The sequence below is a fragment of the Mesorhizobium sp. BHbdii genome, assembly GCF_053848045.1.
The window spans coordinates 2465855-2483307 of the sequence record NZ_JBSPKX010000001.1 but is presented as its reverse complement, the minus strand read 5'-3'; the positions used below and the strand labels follow the sequence as shown (position 1 = coordinate 2483307).

The window sequence follows — 17453 nt, the reverse complement described above, 5'->3', positions numbered from 1 at the left end:
GTGACAAGATCACTTCGTTATCGTTGAGTCAGGAGATGGGATCCGATCGTCAACGAAAGAGGCGAAATAGCCGGGGTCCAAGTGAGGCGCGGAAGTCCGACGATGTGACAACTGTCACGCCCCAAGTGGAGGCCCCGGTGACGATAGCAGAAACTCTGCCGCTGACCGAAACGGAAATGCGCCTCCGCAAAAAGGCGCTAGCGGCCACTCTGCCGAACGCTAATGCGTCTGAAACATCGTCGAATGATCGAAGCGCCCGCCCATAAAGATCGCCATGGAGTAGAACAGTGGCTGGCTACCGCCTAACTGGAATTGCCGAATGGGATGAGGAGGTACGACGCGACTATCGAGAGGCGGCTCAGGCCGGCTCGTTCCTATTCAATGCAAGCCGGGGTGACGACCCCGAACTCTTCTGGCAAGCTATCGATGCGGTGAATGCGGCGGATGGCTGGTCGCATGGGCTTCGGCGCATCGTGCAAGCCAACGAAGTTGCCAATCCGAAAATCGCGGCGGCATTTCTCGAAATCTGGATTCAGTCCAAGCAGCTGGCATACAGGATAGGCAACCGGGCCCTGACGGCTTCTGCCCTTCGGCTACTTATGCCGCGCGCCTATTCAGGCGGCCCCCTCACACTCTACCGCGGAACGCGACAATCCGAGCGTACTCGCCGCATTTACGGATTTTCATGGACAACCGACAAGGAAACAGCTCGAGGCTTCGCTCTTCATTGGTCTGATGTCCTTGGAGACGGCGTGATCCTGGAAACAACTGTTCCGGCAGAGGCCGTGTTCGTGTTGCGCGCAGACGAGTCCTACTATGATGAGCGCGAGGCAATTGTGGACCCATATCGGCTGGGCGACGTGAAAGTGGCCGAACGTCTTAGAAATCCCGCTCCCAAAAGTGTCCGTGTGTGATCGGCAGGTACGACCGATTTCGGCAGCCGGCCAGGGCGCCATGGCATAGGCGGCTTTGATCTCTATAACGCCCTTGGAGCTAACGCTCAGGGGCGTGAGAACCCCTTCAGGTGGCGGCATCAGTGCTGCCGATACCCGCACTCTCCGACCAAGGTCGGGGAGGCATACGTGTATGTCCAGGCGAAAGCCTAAAGACGTATGCGGCCTTCCACCTGAAGGCTTCTCAACTCCCCGATCTGGTCAACGGGGGAAATTAATGAGGAACGCTGTTTTTGCTTTGGTTGGGGTTGCTGCGGCCGTCTATGTCGGCCAATTCGTATGGTCGTCTATTTCGGAATCATACCAAAAGTCGACTGCGGAAAAGCAGGCCAAAAAAGATGAGTTCGACCATACCGTGTTGGAGAGAACAATTCGTCTTTGTAAGCAGGCGGGCTATGATCCGGTGTCGTCTTTCTGCCAATCTGCGACTGCCACGTGCATCAAAGACCAGGCGAGGTTTCCCGATCTTTGCTAGTTGTTGCTGTCGCATGAACTCGCCAATGCGCGACCCGTCATTTCTTACTACAAATCGGCTGGCGATCACCGCCAGATCGATTCAGCTTTCGACTTGCCTTGAAGCTCGCCGATCGGCTCCGGGCGACGCCGCGCTGAATCAGCTCTAAGATCGATTCCGACCACATTCTTGAGCGGTGGGCCGCAGGCGCGCGGCAACGTCGCGCCAATGCGAACTGTCACGGGGATTTCGAATGACCGGTCGACGTTGGTCATCGAAGTCAGATCAGGCCAGTGCCGAAATTTATCAAAGCATCAAAGGCCAAATGCTGCTCAAGTCTCACTTGCACATGGTAAGTGCCAGATGGAAACTTCGCTTCAATCCTCCAGCGCTTACCGCCAGGAGGGCGAGCTTTCATCGCTTTGTTGCCAAAATTTACGAACACAACGCCCTTGGAATTTTGCGCTGTTATCTGCACATCAACTTCAGCCAGATCGCGCCTCGAGTTCAGCTGAAATACCAAGCCCTCTGGTCCGATCGTTACATCTTCAACGAAAACGAAATCACGCAGGAACACGAGCAGATCATCTGAAACGATAATCCTCGAAAGCCAGTTCTTTGCGGCCGGTCCGAGCAGATGCAAAAGGGTGGCGCGCTCTGCGACACTTCTGCAGTATACCCATTGGAGGGATCCATCGAGCATCAAAGGCGAGGGCACCAAAACCTCTGCGCACCGGTGAGCAACTATCGTCCGATCGCCGCCGATACCGCCCTCATGGTAGACCTTACCGAATGGGATGACCTCGAAATAGGCATCTTCGTCACTGGGACAGGCGTCACCCAGTTGCATATTTCGGTCCGATACCATTACCCCCTTTTGGCTAAGAACCGCACGTGCGTCGAAAACCATCATGAAGAGGACAGGTGCATGTGCATCTGGTCCGTAATTGCATTCGTTGCTCTTGCGGATGCCCTCGATGTGATATTGCGTCGGGGTTCTCGGTCGAAAATAAAGCCGAGCCGAGCTATGGGCGTGTGTCCGAGCATCTATCACCCCGGCACCCGCGACATCGCGTCGTTTGGTGTTTTTTGGGTCCTGCCGAGAACGCAGACACCCGTCTCTAAGAATGTCTACCGCATTCTCCAACGGAGCGTGATGAAAGAGCCTACTCGGCCATTTTTTTCGAAAAGAATAGAAAGGCCGGTCGAGATTAGCCTCCCATGTCGTTATATGCCTCTCTATTGCGTCGAGGCTCAGTGCCATGAAAGCTGCATCTGAGAAGATGGGGCTGGAACAGTCTCCGCTCCAGTGCCGCCACGTTGGACTTCGACGGCTAGCTCAGGCTCCGAGTTCAGTCGTTGAATTTGTATTGGGCGAATGTTCGGTAGCAGGCTGAGAACTGAGAGAAGTGGTTTGCCTGCCTCCGATGCAGACCAACCAGCCTTGTCCTGGGTGAGAAGCCCTTTCTGAAGCGCAACCCAAACACCCCATAAATCTTCCGTATCAAATTTCCATACCCCGCGAGTTGTTCGCAGCGTAAGCGCCCCCTCTCGCATTTCGGCGCCGATCGGCTCTTCGGTTTCCAAGTCGGCCAAACAGTCGTTTGAGATTGAGGTGGCTCGTTCCAGAGCCGTGACGAAGCCCTTGAACGAGAAATCATCGGTTTTTTGGCGGCGAAGCTTTCTGGCCACCTCTTCAAGATGCTCGGGAATACCAATGTCTACCGTGTAATCGTGGATAAAAACTTGGATCGCGAGCCTTGAGAGGTGCCGCTCCATAAGCGGCTGGACATCTTTCCAGTCCAGCCCTCCGTTCCCGCAGCCTAGCCGCGGGAACGAAATCTCGCGTATGCCTGCTTTCTCGTGGGCGGCGACGAATCTCCTTAATCCAGATTCGATCCATTCAATCTTGGATGGGTTCCTCCAATGTATTTTCGTAGGAAAATTTAGCACCCATTGGGCCGCTCCTTTCCAGAGCCACAGCTTGCCGGGCTGCAGCTTTTTCTGCTCGCATATCTTTTTGTAGGCGAGAAACATATCAGGCTCGCGCTCCTTGAATTCGCGAGCGATGCCCTTTCCCATCACCCCCACGCAGTTGACGGTGTTGACTAGGGTTTGAGCAGAGGATTCTAGAAGGCTCGTGCGGCGATATATCAACAAATTGTCAGCTCCTGCTTATTGCCACAGCCTACAGTGAACAATGTAAGAACACCACATGCTTATGCCGAGCTTGCGCGTGACGACAGGTAGCGTAGCTTTCCGCATTCGGAAAGCCCTGTCGTCGACGACCGCACAACGATTTTGGACCGATCTCCGCCGGTACCAGTTTGGAGGCGCTTCCAAGGCAAAGAGTTTGCCATTTGAGATTGTCACATTTTTCTGGGCACATTGCGATGGTCGACTCTGGTCACATCAGATATTAGGTGCTCCATGAGCCACCAGCCCATTGATCCTCGTGCTATCTGCAATCTCATGCTGGACGAGGCAGCGCGAGATGGTATTGGAATTAGCAATTTGGCTCTGCAAAAATTGCTCTATTTTTCGCACTCCAGGCATCTGATTGAGACGGGGCGTCCGCTGGTTTCTGGATATTTTGAAGCTTGGCAATTCGGTCCCGTCCATCCTGCGGCATACAATGCTTTCAAAGCAGCAGGTGACCAGCACATCTCGTTCCGGGCACAGCGCCAGAACCTTCTCACAGGGAAATTAGATACGCTCCCCACGCCCGCCGACACCTCAACGATTCGTCTGGTGAAATGGGTCATCAGCTCATACGGCAAGCTGACGCCGGGCAGGTTGGTGGAAATATCCCACGCCAAGGGTGCGCCTTGGGAATATGTCGTGGATCAAGCCCGGTCCAAGATGGCTTTCGGACTCCGAATCCCTGATAATGTGATTCTTGAGCGATTCAAATTTCACAAGGTCAGCGTAGGCGCTGTGCCGATGAGTGGAGAACCCGGTGAAGATACGCCCTTTGCCTGATATCGATCTAGCTCGCATCGCCCCACTACCGCGTGACCAAAAGATCCGCGCCCTCGAAAAAATGAAGGCTGGGCGACCTCCGTATTCCTACGACTCCGTGCGCAAATCAGCGCTGGAATTGCTCAACGTCGATGCCGGTCCTTTAGGTGTGGTTGGGCGTGCGTCATGGACAGAGTTGTCGGCGGCTATTTCGCGGCGCTGTCATTCACCGGAAGAAACTAAAGCCAATCTGGGTGTGGCCAAGGCGCTGTTTGATTTTGCCGAAGTCACGCATCTTCATGGCCGCCGTCACGATTTCTTTCCGCTTTCAATAGGCCTTTCGGAAAAAGTGAAGTTTTGGCTTCCTGCGGTTGGAGCGCTTGATGATCAGGCAGTTGTTCCGTTCATCGATCCCCGGCAATCGAAGAAGCTTACCGCCGAAGGCCGCCGGTTTGCATTTTCCGTGATGCACGAGCGAATCCGGGCTGCGGACGAAGACTTCGCGGACGTGGAATTCGCAATCTTCCAATTGGATGCGAATGATGACGGTTCCCGCACGACGCGGCTCCACCTGTCGCGCGGCGTTGATCTGTATAGCTTTGACGATTTGGATTTGATGGTCCGCGAGACATATGATCTGTGGCGCGCGATCCTAGAGGAAAGGGAGCGGGAAACCCGGCGTAAGGGCGCCGGGGGGCGCGGATCCCTGATCTGAAAGGATCAATTGAATGGCCCTTGAGGGCCATTTCTTCTTAACCAACAATTCGCAGCGCGCTGCGGGCATCCTGGCTGAGCCGCTGCCGGAGCGCTCTGCGGTGAAAGAGATTGTCGACGGCACGAGCCTCGTGCTCGTAAAGGATATGGCCGTAGCTTAACCCTCCCATCATGCCCACGAGTTCTTTGGCATGCTGCGGGTTCGCCTTCAGCATCTCCTCAATTTTGGCGTCGAGGATCGGCTTCCAGTTCTCGATATCAGCCATGACCGCGGCACTGGCCTCGCGCCGCAGCTGGGCGAACACGGTACGGACATCCCACTCCTTGTTCATCTCATGATAATTGAGGCGCCGCCGGCGGGCATCGTCGACGAAGTTCTCAAACAGACCCTGATCGTCCCCGGTGGTGGCGTCGATGATGTTAGGTAGCTTGGACAGTACCATGGCGCCCACGCCAAGGATGCCGGGGGCAAACAAAATAAGGTCAGACCATGCCACAACATTGCCCTTTCATGTCGCGTCCATGTCGCGTCGAGTTGCCGCGAATGGAAGCGAACCGTTAAGAATCAAGGAGAATGTGTCGCAACCTGTCGCGGCACGAAATCGCGTAAATTGGAAATCCAGGCAGGACTAAGCTGCTGTATTCACTTAGGAAATTGCTGGCTGGGGAACCTGGATTCGAACCAGGACTAACGGAGTCAGAGTCCGTGGGTCTACCGTTAACCTATTCCCCAGCAGGGCGCGGTTGAAGAAACTGCGCGGGCAGGGCGACGATGGTCGCCGCGCGTGCCTTGTAGCCGCCGCCGGAAAATAGTCAAGCCTGTGCCATGCTTCATTTGGGCAATCGTTTCAGGTTTTTTTGATGCGTCCCTCACCCTTACACATTCCGGGCGAGATAGTGAAGCCACCGCATCGCTGCGTTCTTCGGCTACTGTAACGGCATGGATCCTAGGGTCTCCGCGATGGCCGAAACAAGACTCCGTTCGTCATCCTAGGGCGGAGCAGGAGCGAAGCGACGTCGCGGAGACCCTAGGATCCATGCCGTGACTTCTGTGCGCTGAGGCGTTGAACAGCAGGGCGGCGCCTCGCCCGGCGTTGGGATTCTTCGCACGCAGTCCGAAACGATTGCCCGGCATCTCAATTCTCACTCCGGCCGAGTTGCGAGTGCTCAAAATACAGCACGACGCCGAGCGCTATCACCAGCGGGATGATCAGGTAGAACAGCCGGAACACCAGCAGCGCTGCCAGCACGCCGACCGGGTCCATACGCGAAAGCCCGGCGAGGAAGACGACTTCGAACACGCCGAGTCCGCCCGGCGCATGCGAGATCTGAGCGACCGAGAACGACACCAGGAAGACGCCGAGCACGACGAAATAGCCGGGATTGCCAGCCGCAGGCAGGGCGAAGTAGATGATCGCCGCCGCCGCCAGAAGCTCGATCGGGCCCATCAGCAATTGCCGCGCGACGATCGGCAGGGCCGGATAATGAATCTGAAAGCTGCCGATCTTCAGCGGCCTGAGATGCAGCCAGCTGCCGAAGACATAGGCCGCCACCAGCAGCAGCATGGCGACGCCCGCGGCCATGGTCAGGCCATGATGCGGTGCGCCGGAGAACCGGTCGATGATTTCAGGCTCGAAGACCAGCACGAGGCCGGAGACGAGGATCGTCGACAGGACGAAGGTGATCCAGCAGATCGCCACCAGCACGCCGACATCCTTTCCGGTGAGGCCCCTGGTTCCGTAGGCGCGGTAGCGGATCACCGCGCCTGAAAATACCGAGCCGCCGATGTTGTGCGACAGCGCATAGGTAGTGAATGAGCAGAAGGTGACGAAGAGCCAAGAGACCTTCTTGCCGATATGCAGGAGTGCGATGTGGTCGTAGCCGGCCAGCGATGCATAAGCGATAACCGAGCTCAGCGCGGCGAGCATCCAGCCGCGGGCAGGGATGGCGACGATGCCGTCCCAGACATCGTCGAGCGAGATGCCGCGCAGTTCGTGCAGTAGCAGCCACAGCGAGAATACGACCGCCGCAATGCCGACGACCGGCCAGAAATAGCGCCTCCAGTTCATGGCGTGACGATCATGCGTTGCAGCCCCGTTGCCCTCTTTCGGTTCGCGTCAGGGAAACTGGCCGCGATTCCGAATGTTCCATTCCGCCATTTCAGAAATGCCTTATCGAAGCCGGCTATTCAACCGGCAGCGCGCGGCTCTTCCTGCTGCCGCTTCATGCCGCCGGCAAAATTCGGCCTCTGCGCTCTTGGTGATCTGGCCCGGCGCTGCTAGTCTGGCGGCAACTTAGAACACATGAAAGCGCCTGCTGCGTCCGATCTCCGGTTCGCGCGGCGCCGGAAGGAACTGAAGTGGAAGACCACGACACCGGCGCTGGCGCGCCGGAAGTGGGCGTGTCCAGGGCTTCGCCGCCGCCTTCAGGCCAGGCAAGCCCATCCGCCGGCCGGCAGAATGGCCGCCCGGTGCAGCCTTGGTCCGGTCACGGACAGGCAGGCGACGCGTCCCAGCATCAGAATGGCCAGAATCAGAAGGCCAAGACCAGGAAGCGGCGCAAACGCCGGCGCGGCCGCAAGGTTTTCGTGCGCGATGACGCTCACTTCGCAGCCGCCGGACTGTCAGCGCCTGCCGCAACCGGCGCTCCCGCCAGCCGTCCGCCCGAGGTGACGGTCGCGCCTTTGCCCTCAGCCTTGCAGGCAAGGCCGGAGCAGGATGTTCGCCGCCCACCGCTGCAGGAACTGCCGGTGTTTGCCGCACTCGATCTCGGCACGAACAATTGCCGGCTGCTGGTGGCGGTGCCGACGCGCCACGGCCAGTTCCGTGTCATCGACGCTTTCTCGCGCATCGTCAGGCTGGGCGAGGGCCTCACCGCCAATGGCCGGCTCGGGCAGCCCGCAATGGACCGCGCGGTCGAGGCGCTGAAGATCTGCGGCGACAAATTGCGCAGCCGCAGGATCAGGAAGGCAAGACTGATCGCCACCGAAGCCTGCCGTACTGCCGCGAACGGCGCCGAGTTCCTCGACCGCGTCGAGCGCGAGGCGGGCCTGAAGCTCGAAATCATCGACCGCCAAACCGAGGCGCGGCTGGCGGTGTCGGGCTGCGGCTCGCTGGTCGACCGCGACACACAAGGCGTCGTCCTGTTCGACATCGGCGGCGGCTCCTCGGAAATCGCGCTGATCGACCTCACCGGCCACCGCTCGCCGAGGCTCGCCAACCATATCGTCTCCTGGACGTCGCTGCCGGTCGGCGTGGTTTCGCTGGCCGAGCGCTTCGGCGGCCGCACCGTCACCCGCGAGGTTTTCGCCGCCATGGTCGAAGATGTGGCTGTGCGCCTGCATGCCTTCGATGGGCGCGACCGGCTCAGCCATGTGCTCGCCAGCCCGAAATTTCATTTGCTCGGCACCTCGGGCACGGTGACGACGCTGGCCGGCGTCCACCTTGACCTGGAACGCTACGACCGCCGCCGGGTCGACGGGCTGTGGATGGACCGCGACAGCGTCGACCGGATGGTCGAGAAGCTGGTCGGCTGGGATTTCCAGCAGCGCGTCGCCAACCCTTGCATCGGCGCCGATCGCGCCGATCTGGTGCTGGCCGGCTGCGCCATCCTGGAAGCGATCCGCGCGGTGTGGCCGTCCGAAAGGCTGCGTGTCGCCGACCGCGGCCTGCGCGAGGGCATATTGAGCGAATTGATGGCCGACGACGGCGTCTGGCGCAGCAATGGGCGTGATAGGCGATGACCAAGAAGCCGGAAAAACCAGGCTCAGCCGGCATTCGCGTGCTGAAGACGCGGATCAAGAAGAAGAGCGGCCTGAAGGAATCGTCGCGCCGCTGGCTGCAGCGCCACATCAACGATCCCTATGTCCAGCGCTCCAAGGCCGACGGCTACCGCTCGCGCGCGGCCTACAAGCTGATCGAGATCGACGACAAGCACCATCTGCTTAAGCCCGGCATGAAGGTCATCGACCTTGGTGCGGCACCCGGCGGCTGGTGCCAGGTCGCCGCCGCGCGGACGAAATCGACGGCCGAACACCCGCATGTCGTCGGCATCGACTATCTGGAGATGGACGCGGTGCCCGGCGCGCCGGTGCTGTTGATGGATTTCCTCGACCCGCAGGCGCCGGAAAAGCTCGCCGAAACGCTCGGTGGCCAACCGGACATCGTTTTGTCCGACATGGCGGCGCCGACGACCGGCCACCGCCGGACCGATCACATCCGCACGATGTATCTGTGCGAGGTGGCGGCTGATTTCGCCCTTTCGGTGTTGAAGCCGGGCGGCCATTTCCTTGCCAAGACGTTTCAGGGCGGCGCCGAGAACGAATTGCTCGCCAGGCTCAAGCAGAATTTCCGCTCGGTCCATCACGTCAAGCCGCCGGCCTCGCGGGACGAGTCGGTCGAGCTTTATCTGCTGGCGAAGGATTTTAAGGGTTAGCGTCTTTCCCTTCTCCCCTCGTTGTGGGAGAAGGTGGCCTCGCGAAGCGAGGTCGGATGAGGGGTGTTCCAGCTTGGCAACACGCCTGCAGTTATCATTGCCTCGTTCTTGCAACACCCCTCATCCGTCTCGGCGCTGCGCGCCTCTCCCACATGGGGAGAACGGAAGGAGCCTCAACTCGCCGGTGGACCCGCCTCCAGCGCCTTGGGCGCCGTCAGCCCGCCATATCCTGACACGGCGTTGCCGGCGTCCGGCGCCAGCCGCATGAATGACAGCGATGCGGCCGCCGACACCGCCGCGACGATGAAGAACGCGATGTGGAAGTCGCTCAGCATCAGCGGTCCGCCATGGATTGTCGTCGACACTTCTAGGATGCCGCCGGCCAGCGCCACGCCGAGCGCGATCGACAGTTGCTGGAACACCGCGGCGATCGGCGTTGCCTTGCTGGTGTCGGCGGTCAAAATCTCGGCATAGGCAAGCGCGTTGATGCCGGTGAAAAACATCGAGCGGATGAAGCCGCCGACGAGCAGGGCGGCCAGGATCAGCACATAGGGCGTGTTGGGCGTGAACAAGCCGTTGATGGCGATCGACGCCGCCGCTATCAGCGAGCCGAAGATCAGCACCCGGCGGAAGCCGGCGACCCTGAAGATCAGCGCCGTGACGAATTTCATGCCGATCGCGCCGATCGCCGCCACGAAGGTGATCATTCCCGACTGGAACGGCGTCAGCCCGAAGCCGATCTGGAACATCAGCGGCAAAAGGAAAGGCACGGCGCCAATGCCGATGCGGAACAGCCCGCCGCCGAGAACCGAGGAGCGGAACACCTGGTTGCGGAACAGCTCGAGCGCCAATAGCGGATTCTTGGCGCGGCGCGCATGCAGGAGATAAAGCACGGCTGACGCCAGCCCGACAGCCACGGTGAGAAAGCCGGCAATCGGCGGCAAAGCGGGCAGGCTGACCACCGACAGGCCGAACACGATGCCCGATGCCGCCAGCCCGCTCAGCACGAAGCCGATGAAGTCGAGCGGCGGCGTCTGCGCCGATTCGGTCTCCGGCAGGAAGCTCGTGGCGAGCCAGATGCCGATCAGCCCGATCGGCACATTGATCAGGAAGATCCAGTGCCAGCTGCAATAGGTGGTGATGAAACCGCCGACCGGCGGACCGACCAGCGGCCCGACCAGCGCCGGGATGCTCAGCCAGGACATGGCGGCGACAAGCTCGCTTTTCGGCGTGGCGCGCACCAGCACAAGCCGTCCCACAGGCGTCATCATGGCGCCGCCAATGCCTTGCAGGAAGCGCGACATCACGAAAGCCGGCAGCGAATTGGACACGGCGCAAGCGACCGAACCGACGATGAACACGGCGATCGCCGCCCGAAACACGTTCTTGGCGCCGAAACGATCGGCCATCCAGCCGCTGATCGGAATGAAGACCGCCAGCGACACCAGATAGGCGGTCAGCGCCAGCTTGAGCGCGACCGGGCTGGTCTGGAGGTCGGTGGCGATCGCCGGCAGCGACGTTGCGATAACGGTCGAATCCATGTTTTCCATGAACAGAGCGGCCGCCAGGATAAGCGGAATGGTGCGGTTCATGGAACGCGTCCGGATTTGAATGTTGCGTCGTCGATTGCTTTGCCGGTCCAGGGGAGGGGCAGGCCGACAGGCAGGGCGGGTTACCACGGGTTGGGTCGGATGTCGCCTTAATTTGCCGTCACATTTGTGCGACCCTGGCAGCCGTGCCAGTCCGAAGCCTTGCGAAGAATGGCGCTTATAATAAAAGACCCGCCTCGGCGGCGGGTCGGTTGGGGCAAATCAGCACCATGCACAAATCAACTGCCGCCAAAAGCAACGGATCACGAGCGCGGAAGCGCCGGGAACCGGAACGGGTTTATCCGAGTTAAACTCCTTTGAAGTGAGATGCGTCATGAAGATGCTAGGCACCATACTTGCCGCGTGGGTTGCAATCGTCGCAGGCAACAGCGTGGCTGCTGCCGATCCGTGGAAGGACGAGAGCGGCCATGGAAAATGGCAGGACCGCTACCGATACGAAGATAATTATGAGCGGAAGCGGGAACACTACAGCTACAAAGAGGAATATCGGCGCGGCAACTGCACGATCGAGCGCAAGTGGGAAGGTGACGAATACAAGGAAGAGATCAAGTGCAAGCGGGGCAAGCGGCGCGTTTACGATTACTATTAGGCCACCATCGCCTGCCGGCGCTCAAATTTCAACCTGACCCACTACCCGAGCGACTATCCGAGCGCGTATCTTTCCCGCTGCGCTCGCAGAGCAGCGGCGAATGCCGGTCACCAATCCATCACCGCGAAGGCACCAAGCTGAGTTCGCAGCCCTGCCGTGCACAAGCAATCGGCTTTTCATCGGCGACGGGACGTGTTACGAGCCAGCGCCAATCCTGAAAGGGAAGAAGACGAGTCGGCGCTGTCCATCCGGTCCAGCGCTTTTCATGCATTCCGAGGGCTGGCCATGGCAAAGATTATCGAAACGTCCACGGGCGCATTGGCGCTGACCTTTGACGATGTGCTGCTGCAGCCGGGTCATTCCGAGGTCATGCCGGGCGAGACCGACATCCGCACCCGCATTGCCGGCGACATCGACCTCAACGTGCCGATCCTGTCCGCCGCCATGGATACCGTGACCGAGGCGCGTCTTGCCATCGCCATGGCCCAGGCTGGCGGCATTGGCGTCATCCACCGCAATTTCTCGCCGGCCGAACAGGCCGAGCAGGTGCGGCAGGTCAAGAAATTCGAATCCGGCATGGTGGTCAACCCCGTTACCATCGGCCCCGACGCGACCCTCGCCGACGCCTTGGGGCTGATGCGCACCTACAGCATCTCGGGCATTCCGGTGGTCGAGAATGGCGGCGCCGGCGGGCATAAGGTCGGACGGCTGGTCGGCATCCTGACCAACCGCGACGTGCGCTTCGCTTCCGACCCGGCCCAGAAAGTCTACGAGCTGATGACCCGTGAGAACCTGATCACGGTCAAGGAAAATGTCGATCAGGACGAGGCCAAGCGGCTCCTGCACCAGCACCGCATCGAAAAGCTGGTCGTGGTCGATAGCGACGGCAATTGCGTCGGCCTGATCACCGTCAAGGACATCGAGAAGTCGCAGCTCAACCCGCACGCCACCAAGGACGTGCAGGGGCGCTTGCGCGCGGCGGCCGCCACCAGCGTCGGCGATGACGGGTTCGAGCGCGCCGAGCGCCTCATCGATGCCGGCGTCGACCTTCTGGTGATCGACACCGCCCATGGTCATTCGCAACGCGTGCTCGATGCGGTGACGCGGGCTAAAAAGCTGTCCAATTCGGTCCGCATCCTGGCCGGCAACGTCGCCACGTCAGAAGGCACGCTGGCGCTGATCGATGCCGGCGCCGATGCCGTCAAGGTCGGCATCGGGCCCGGCTCCATCTGCACCACCCGCATCGTCGCCGGCGTCGGCGTGCCGCAGCTTTCGGCAATCATGTCGGCGGTCGAGACAGCGCAGAAATCGGGCGTCTCGGTCATTGCCGATGGCGGCATCAAATATTCCGGCGATCTCGCCAAGGCGCTCGCCGCCGGCGCCAGTGCCGCAATGATCGGCTCGCTGCTGGCCGGCACCGACGAGAGCCCGGGCGAAGTCTATCTGCACCAAGGCCGCTCGTTCAAAGCCTATCGCGGCATGGGCTCGGTCGGCGCCATGGCCCGCGGCTCCGCCGACCGTTACTTTCAGGCCGAGGTGCGCGACACGCTGAAACTGGTGCCGGAAGGCATCGAAGGGCAGGTGCCCTACAAAGGACCTGTGTCCGGCGTGCTGCACCAGCTTGCCGGCGGCCTGAAAGCCGCTATGGGCTATGTCGGCGGTCGCGATCTTGCCAATTTCCGCGACCGCGCCACCTTTGTACGCATATCCAACGCCGGACTTCGTGAAAGCCACGCCCATGACGTCACGATCACCCGCGAAAGCCCGAATTACCCCGGCGGAGCCTAACCAACTCGCACGGAGCCTGACGGCAATGACGCTGCGGCTGTCGCGCCACGCTGCCGCGCTCTGTTTTGCCTGCGCGGCGGTTTTCGTCGCCATGACCGCGATGGAATTCCTCTATTTCCGCCAGCTGAGTGGTGGCCTGCCGTCACTCGATTTGCGCTGGACCGGCTTCACCCCGGATGAGGGCATGGCCTGGCTGACGGCGCTCGGCCGGCGCGGCAGCGAGATCATTCTGGTCTGGCACTACCTGACCTTCGACCTGCTGTTCCCGGCGCTGCTGTCGCTGACGCTGGTCAGCTTGATCCTGGCCACGGGGCGGCGGTTGAAGAACTTCCGGGCTCTGCCCGCGCAGCTCCAGTCGCTGTTCGCGCTTGTCCTGGTGCTGCCCTACACGCTTGCCGATTATGCGCAGAACATCGCTGTGGCCCGCCTGCTCTCGGATTTCCTGTCGGCCAATCCGGATTCGCTGTCCTTCGCCTCGGCGCTGATCGTCACCAAATTCGCGCTTCTGGCGATACCGGTCATCGTCATCGCGGTTTTGCACCTGACGGGTCAGCCGCGCCAGCGTTGACTTTCCTTCTCCCACAACAAAGGGAGAAGGATGTGGCAGACGTTACAAATCGAACAGCGCGATCTTGCGCTTGTCGAACTTGATCGCAATCTCGCCGCGCACCAGTTTGAGCGCGGCCTCGCCGAACACGGCGCGTCGCCAGCCTTGCAAGGCCGGCACGGCGGCGGCCTCGCCCTCGGCGGCGATGCGGTCGATGTCGTCGCTGGAGGCCAGCACCTTCGAAGCGACGCCCTCCCTTTCGGCGACGATCCGCAACAGGACTTTCAACAATTCCGCGGCGGCATTGGAGCCTTCGGGCGGCTGAAAACTCTTCGGCAGCTTCGGCATCTCTTCCCTGGGCAAGGCAAGCGCGCTGTTGATCGCGCCAAGCAGCGCCGTTGCCGTCGCCGACCGTTCCCAACCCTTCGGCGTGGTGCGCAGCTTGCCGAGTGCTGCCGCATCGCGCGGCGCCTGCTGCGCCACCTCGTAGATGGCGTCGTCCTTGAGCACCCGGCCGCGCGGCACGTCGCGTTCGCGCGCCTCGCGCTCGCGCCATGCCGCCACCGCTTGCACGATCGCCAGCTCCTGCGGCTTGCGCAGCCGCATCTTCAGCCGCTTCCAGGCATCCTCCGGATGCGGATCGTAGGTCTCACGCGCAGTCAGCACCTCCATCTCTTCGTTCAGCCAATGAGCGCGGTTTTCCCGCACCAGTTCGGCGCTGAGTCGCTGGTAGACCTCGATTAGATGGGTGACATCGGCGAGCGCGTAGTCGAGCTGCTTTTCGGAAAGCGGCCGGTGGCGCCAGTCGGTGAAACGTGAGGACTTGTCGAGCCGAGCGCCGGTGATCTTCTGGACGAGCTGATCATAGGAGACGCTGTCGCCGAAGCCGCAAACCATCGCCGCCACCTGGGTGTCGAACACCGGATGCGGGACCAGGTCGCCGAGATGAACGATGATTTCGATGTCCTGGCGCGCAGCATGAAAGACTTTGACGATGGCCTCGTTGGCCATCAGCCTGAAGAACGGCTTCAGGTCGATATCGGGTGACAGCGGATCGATCAGCGCCGTCACCCCGGGCGCCGCCATCTGGATCAGGCAGAGGATCGGCCAAAAGGTCGTCTCGCGAATGAATTCGGTGTCGACGGTGACGAAATCCGACTTTTCGAACGCGGCAACAGCGGTTTCGAGCTCTTCTTGGGTTGATATGACGTGCATCAAATCGCTTTTGGCAAAGGAGGTCTCCTTCAATTTCAGCCGCGCGGGCTTTCGTCAAGCGGCAGCCCCGGGTTCAAGACATCGGGGACCGTCATCATTGCTTCGCAGGCCCGTCGGAATCATCGTTGCGCTTGGCCAGTCGGGCGAACACCGTCGATGTGCGCAAAAGGCCGATGAAACGGCTGCGATGGCCGGCCGGCACGCCCGATCGCACCTGCATCCGGTACAGGATGACGACGACAAAGATGGCGTAGACTGTGGCGGTGAACACGAACAGCGCGCTTGGCCCGAAATACTGCATCGCTGTCGAGGCGGCGAACGGCCCGCCAATGGCGCCGAAGGAATAGAACAGCATCAGCGCCGCGTTGATCAGCACAAACTCGCCCTTGTCGGCGCGGTCGTTGGAATGCGCCGCCGATAGCGAGTAGAGCGGCATGGCGAAGCAGCCGAAGATGAAGACGATCACAAAGTTGAGGGACGGGTCGCTGCGCGCCCAGAACACCAGCGCCAGCGATGCGAGCAGCGCGCAGCACGTCGTTATCAGCAGCACGGAACGCCGGTCCCAGCGGTCGGACAGATAGCCGAGCGGATACTGGATGATGGCGCCGCCGAAGATGCCGACACTGACGAAGGTGACGACGTCGGTGACCGACATGCCGATCTGTTCGGCATAGACCGGCGACAATGTGCGGAAGGCGCTGTTGGTGACACCGACGGCAATGCAGCCGAAGCAGCCGAGCGGCGAAATCCGCCAGACGCGGGCCAGGTCTAGCTTGACGTCGTCCGGCGGGGTCGGGTTGGAGCGGTCGCCGAGCGACACCGGCACCAGCGAGAGCGTGATCATGATCGACATGACGGCGAAGATGGCGAAACCGCCGGCGCCGACGATCGGGATCAGGAACTGTGCGCCTGTGACCGAACCGATGTCGACCATCCGGTAGATGGCCAGCACCCGCGCGCGATCCTTGTTGGCGGCTCCGGAATTGAGCCAGGCTTCCATGATGGTGAACAGGCCGGCGAAGCAGAAGCCGCCGGCGAGGCGCAACACGCACCACATGACCGGGTCGACGACCAGCACCAAAAGCAATGTCCCGGCGGAAGCGATCGCCGCCAGTGCGGAAAAGGCGCGGACATGGCCGACGGCCTTCATGATGTGGGTGACGGCGAGGCAGCCGAGCAGGAAGCCGGCGAAATAGAACGTGCCCATCAGGCCGATGGTCGAGGCCGAAAATCCCTCCTGCGCACCGCGCAGCGCGATCAGGGTGCTCTGCAGGCCGTTGCCGCCGAGCAGGATGCCGGCGGCAATAAGGAGCGGGATCAGCGGGCGCATGGAGGACATGAAGGAAGGCCTGTCGTTGATCCTTCTTGAACCATCGCCCGCGCCAATGCCAGCGGCAAGTTCCGGCGATTAGCAGACCAGCGCCGACAATCAGTTTCTCGGTTTGATTTTTAGCTGAGGGGCGATCTTTCGCGCTCCCGATGGCGCTGGGGTGTGGGCGTCCTACCGCAGAATTCTGTTTGTCATCAGCCATTTCACGGAGCGGGGCCACGCGTAGTTCGGACCCATGCGAAGATCGGTAAAGCCCTGCGAAACAGGTTTCCCGGTTTCAGCGTCGAGGATGCGAATGAACATGGTATGTTCTGTTCGGTTGACGCGCGTTACGACGCCTAGCAAGGCAAGAGATGCGCCGTGCTCTTTGGCGATTTTGCTTTCACAGCCACCGCAATTGCGCAATCCGTGCGGTGCAACCGCCTGCTCATCTGTCGCCGGCGCATCAACCACTGTAAAACGTCCGGACTGGGAGAGCATGTCCTTCGCCACTTGTGCCGACTCGGACAGATAGCGCCTATCGTGTTCATCCGGCGGAATTATTCCCGCCCCAGCGCTCTTGTCCTCCAATTCGAATGGAAACACCTCGATTGACATCGTCTTTGTCTGAGCGTGTGCAAATGCGCAGGTGCCGACAAGCAGCGTCACCAGGACAGTCAATGTGCGAATGCTCATGGTAGTCCTCCCGTCCGTGTAATGGCCATTGTACACGGCTTGACCACCCCGATCACGATCAAGCGGAGCAAATTCTACGCTTTGATTGTGGTGTGGAGTTTTCACACAGCCAGGGTTTACAAGCCGAAGTTCAAACCGAGAGATGCTGCCCGTGCGCCGCCTGCCTTGACAAAGGCGGCCTCT

General features: G+C 60.6%; 17 protein-coding genes and 1 tRNA gene. 8 read left to right on the top strand and 10 right to left on the bottom strand.

The features are described from left to right. The first annotated feature begins 287 nt into the window (after window positions 1-287). Entirely contained in the window at window positions 288-914 is a 627-nt protein-coding gene (locus ACWTU8_RS12125; RefSeq protein WP_455848252.1) for a hypothetical protein, read from the top strand. A gap of 579 nt (window positions 915-1493) precedes the next feature. Here the strand turns inward: ACWTU8_RS12125 and ACWTU8_RS12120 are convergent. From ACWTU8_RS12120 to ACWTU8_RS12110, 3 genes are read right to left on the bottom strand one after another with little or no spacing between them, the layout of a single operon-like run. After that, entirely contained in the window at window positions 1494-1682 is a 189-nt protein-coding gene (locus ACWTU8_RS12120; protein ID WP_455848251.1) for a hypothetical protein, read from the bottom strand. Between the two features lie 5 nt (window positions 1683-1687). After that, window positions 1688-2671, bottom strand: coding sequence for a DarT ssDNA thymidine ADP-ribosyltransferase family protein (locus ACWTU8_RS12115; RefSeq protein ID WP_455848250.1), 984 nt, complete (start codon window positions 2669-2671; stop codon window positions 1688-1690). Continuing rightward, window positions 2662-3567, bottom strand: a complete 906-nt coding sequence (locus tag ACWTU8_RS12110; RefSeq protein ID WP_455848249.1) for a macro domain-containing protein — start codon at window positions 3565-3567, stop codon at window positions 2662-2664. The genes ACWTU8_RS12115 and ACWTU8_RS12110 overlap by 10 nt, the downstream gene beginning before the upstream one ends. A gap of 270 nt (window positions 3568-3837) precedes the next feature. On the opposite strand from ACWTU8_RS12110, the gene socA reads away from it, so the two are divergent. Next, the gene (socA, locus tag ACWTU8_RS12105) at window positions 3838-4389 is read left to right on the top strand and encodes a type VI toxin-antitoxin system SocA family antitoxin (protein ID WP_455848248.1); all 552 of its coding nucleotides are present in this window, start codon (window positions 3838-3840) and stop codon (window positions 4387-4389) included. Then, the gene (socB, locus tag ACWTU8_RS12100; protein ID WP_455848247.1) at window positions 4367-5083 is read left to right on the top strand and encodes a type VI toxin-antitoxin system SocB family DNA replication inhibitor toxin; all 717 of its coding nucleotides are present in this window, start codon (window positions 4367-4369) and stop codon (window positions 5081-5083) included. Before socA ends, socB begins: the two co-directional genes overlap by 23 nt. A 37-nt stretch (window positions 5084-5120) precedes the next feature. Here the strand turns inward: socB and ACWTU8_RS12095 are convergent, their stop codons facing one another. The 3 genes from ACWTU8_RS12095 to ACWTU8_RS12085 all read right to left on the bottom strand — a co-directional run bounded on the left by ACWTU8_RS12095 (window position 5121) and on the right by ACWTU8_RS12085 (window position 7151). Further along, window positions 5121-5579, bottom strand: coding sequence for a hypothetical protein (locus ACWTU8_RS12095; protein ID WP_455848246.1), 459 nt, complete (start codon window positions 5577-5579; stop codon window positions 5121-5123). Between the two features lie 162 nt (window positions 5580-5741). Further along, window positions 5742-5815: transfer RNA gene (locus tag ACWTU8_RS12090), tRNA-Gln, on the bottom strand. A gap of 403 nt (window positions 5816-6218) precedes the next feature. After that, window positions 6219-7151: a lysylphosphatidylglycerol synthase domain-containing protein gene (locus tag ACWTU8_RS12085; protein ID WP_455848245.1), complete on the bottom strand. Its 933-nt coding sequence runs from the start codon at window positions 7149-7151 to the stop codon at window positions 6219-6221. A 290-nt stretch (window positions 7152-7441) separates the two neighbouring features. Here ACWTU8_RS12085 and ACWTU8_RS12080 point away from each other — a divergent pair, with 290 nt between their 5' ends. Both ACWTU8_RS12080 and ACWTU8_RS12075 read left to right on the top strand, forming a co-directional pair. Beyond that, a complete protein-coding gene (locus ACWTU8_RS12080) occupies window positions 7442-8824 on the top strand; it encodes a Ppx/GppA phosphatase family protein (RefSeq protein ID WP_455848244.1) in 1383 nt (460 codons plus the stop codon). Beyond that, window positions 8821-9516 carry an RlmE family RNA methyltransferase gene (locus tag ACWTU8_RS12075; RefSeq protein ID WP_065008018.1) on the top strand — a complete coding sequence of 232 codons (696 nt, stop codon included), beginning with the start codon at window positions 8821-8823 and terminating at the stop codon, window positions 9514-9516. The genes ACWTU8_RS12080 and ACWTU8_RS12075 overlap by 4 nt, the downstream gene beginning before the upstream one ends. A gap of 173 nt (window positions 9517-9689) precedes the next feature. On the opposite strand, the gene ACWTU8_RS12070 is transcribed toward ACWTU8_RS12075, so the two are convergent. Continuing rightward, window positions 9690-11108, bottom strand: coding sequence for an MFS transporter (locus ACWTU8_RS12070; RefSeq protein WP_455848243.1), 1419 nt, complete (start codon window positions 11106-11108; stop codon window positions 9690-9692). 331 nt (window positions 11109-11439) lie between these two features. Between ACWTU8_RS12070 and ACWTU8_RS12065 the strand changes: the two genes are divergently transcribed. The 3 genes from ACWTU8_RS12065 to ACWTU8_RS12055 all read left to right on the top strand — a co-directional run bounded on the left by ACWTU8_RS12065 (window position 11440) and on the right by ACWTU8_RS12055 (window position 14071). Beyond that, complete coding sequence (locus ACWTU8_RS12065; RefSeq protein WP_455848242.1) at window positions 11440-11715, top strand: hypothetical protein; 276 nt, start codon at window positions 11440-11442, stop codon at window positions 11713-11715. Window positions 11716-12000: 285 nt separating this feature from the next. Continuing rightward, window positions 12001-13503: an IMP dehydrogenase gene (gene guaB, locus ACWTU8_RS12060; RefSeq protein ID WP_455848241.1), complete on the top strand. Its 1503-nt coding sequence runs from the start codon at window positions 12001-12003 to the stop codon at window positions 13501-13503. A gap of 25 nt (window positions 13504-13528) precedes the next feature. Then, a complete protein-coding gene (locus ACWTU8_RS12055) occupies window positions 13529-14071 on the top strand; it encodes a hypothetical protein (protein WP_455848240.1) in 543 nt (180 codons plus the stop codon). Window positions 14072-14113: 42 nt separating this feature from the next. Here the strand turns inward: ACWTU8_RS12055 and rnd are convergent, their stop codons facing one another. The 3 genes from rnd to ACWTU8_RS12040 all read right to left on the bottom strand — a co-directional run bounded on the left by rnd (window position 14114) and on the right by ACWTU8_RS12040 (window position 17270). After that, window positions 14114-15265, bottom strand: a complete 1152-nt coding sequence (gene rnd, locus ACWTU8_RS12050) for a ribonuclease D (RefSeq protein ID WP_455848239.1) — start codon at window positions 15263-15265, stop codon at window positions 14114-14116. Between the two features lie 94 nt (window positions 15266-15359). Then, the gene (locus ACWTU8_RS12045; RefSeq protein WP_455848238.1) at window positions 15360-16604 is read right to left on the bottom strand and encodes an MFS transporter; all 1245 of its coding nucleotides are present in this window, start codon (window positions 16602-16604) and stop codon (window positions 15360-15362) included. A gap of 162 nt (window positions 16605-16766) precedes the next feature. Then, window positions 16767-17270, bottom strand: a complete 504-nt coding sequence (locus ACWTU8_RS12040) for a DUF3280 domain-containing protein (protein WP_455848237.1) — start codon at window positions 17268-17270, stop codon at window positions 16767-16769. Between the last annotated feature and the right edge of the window lie 183 nt (window positions 17271-17453).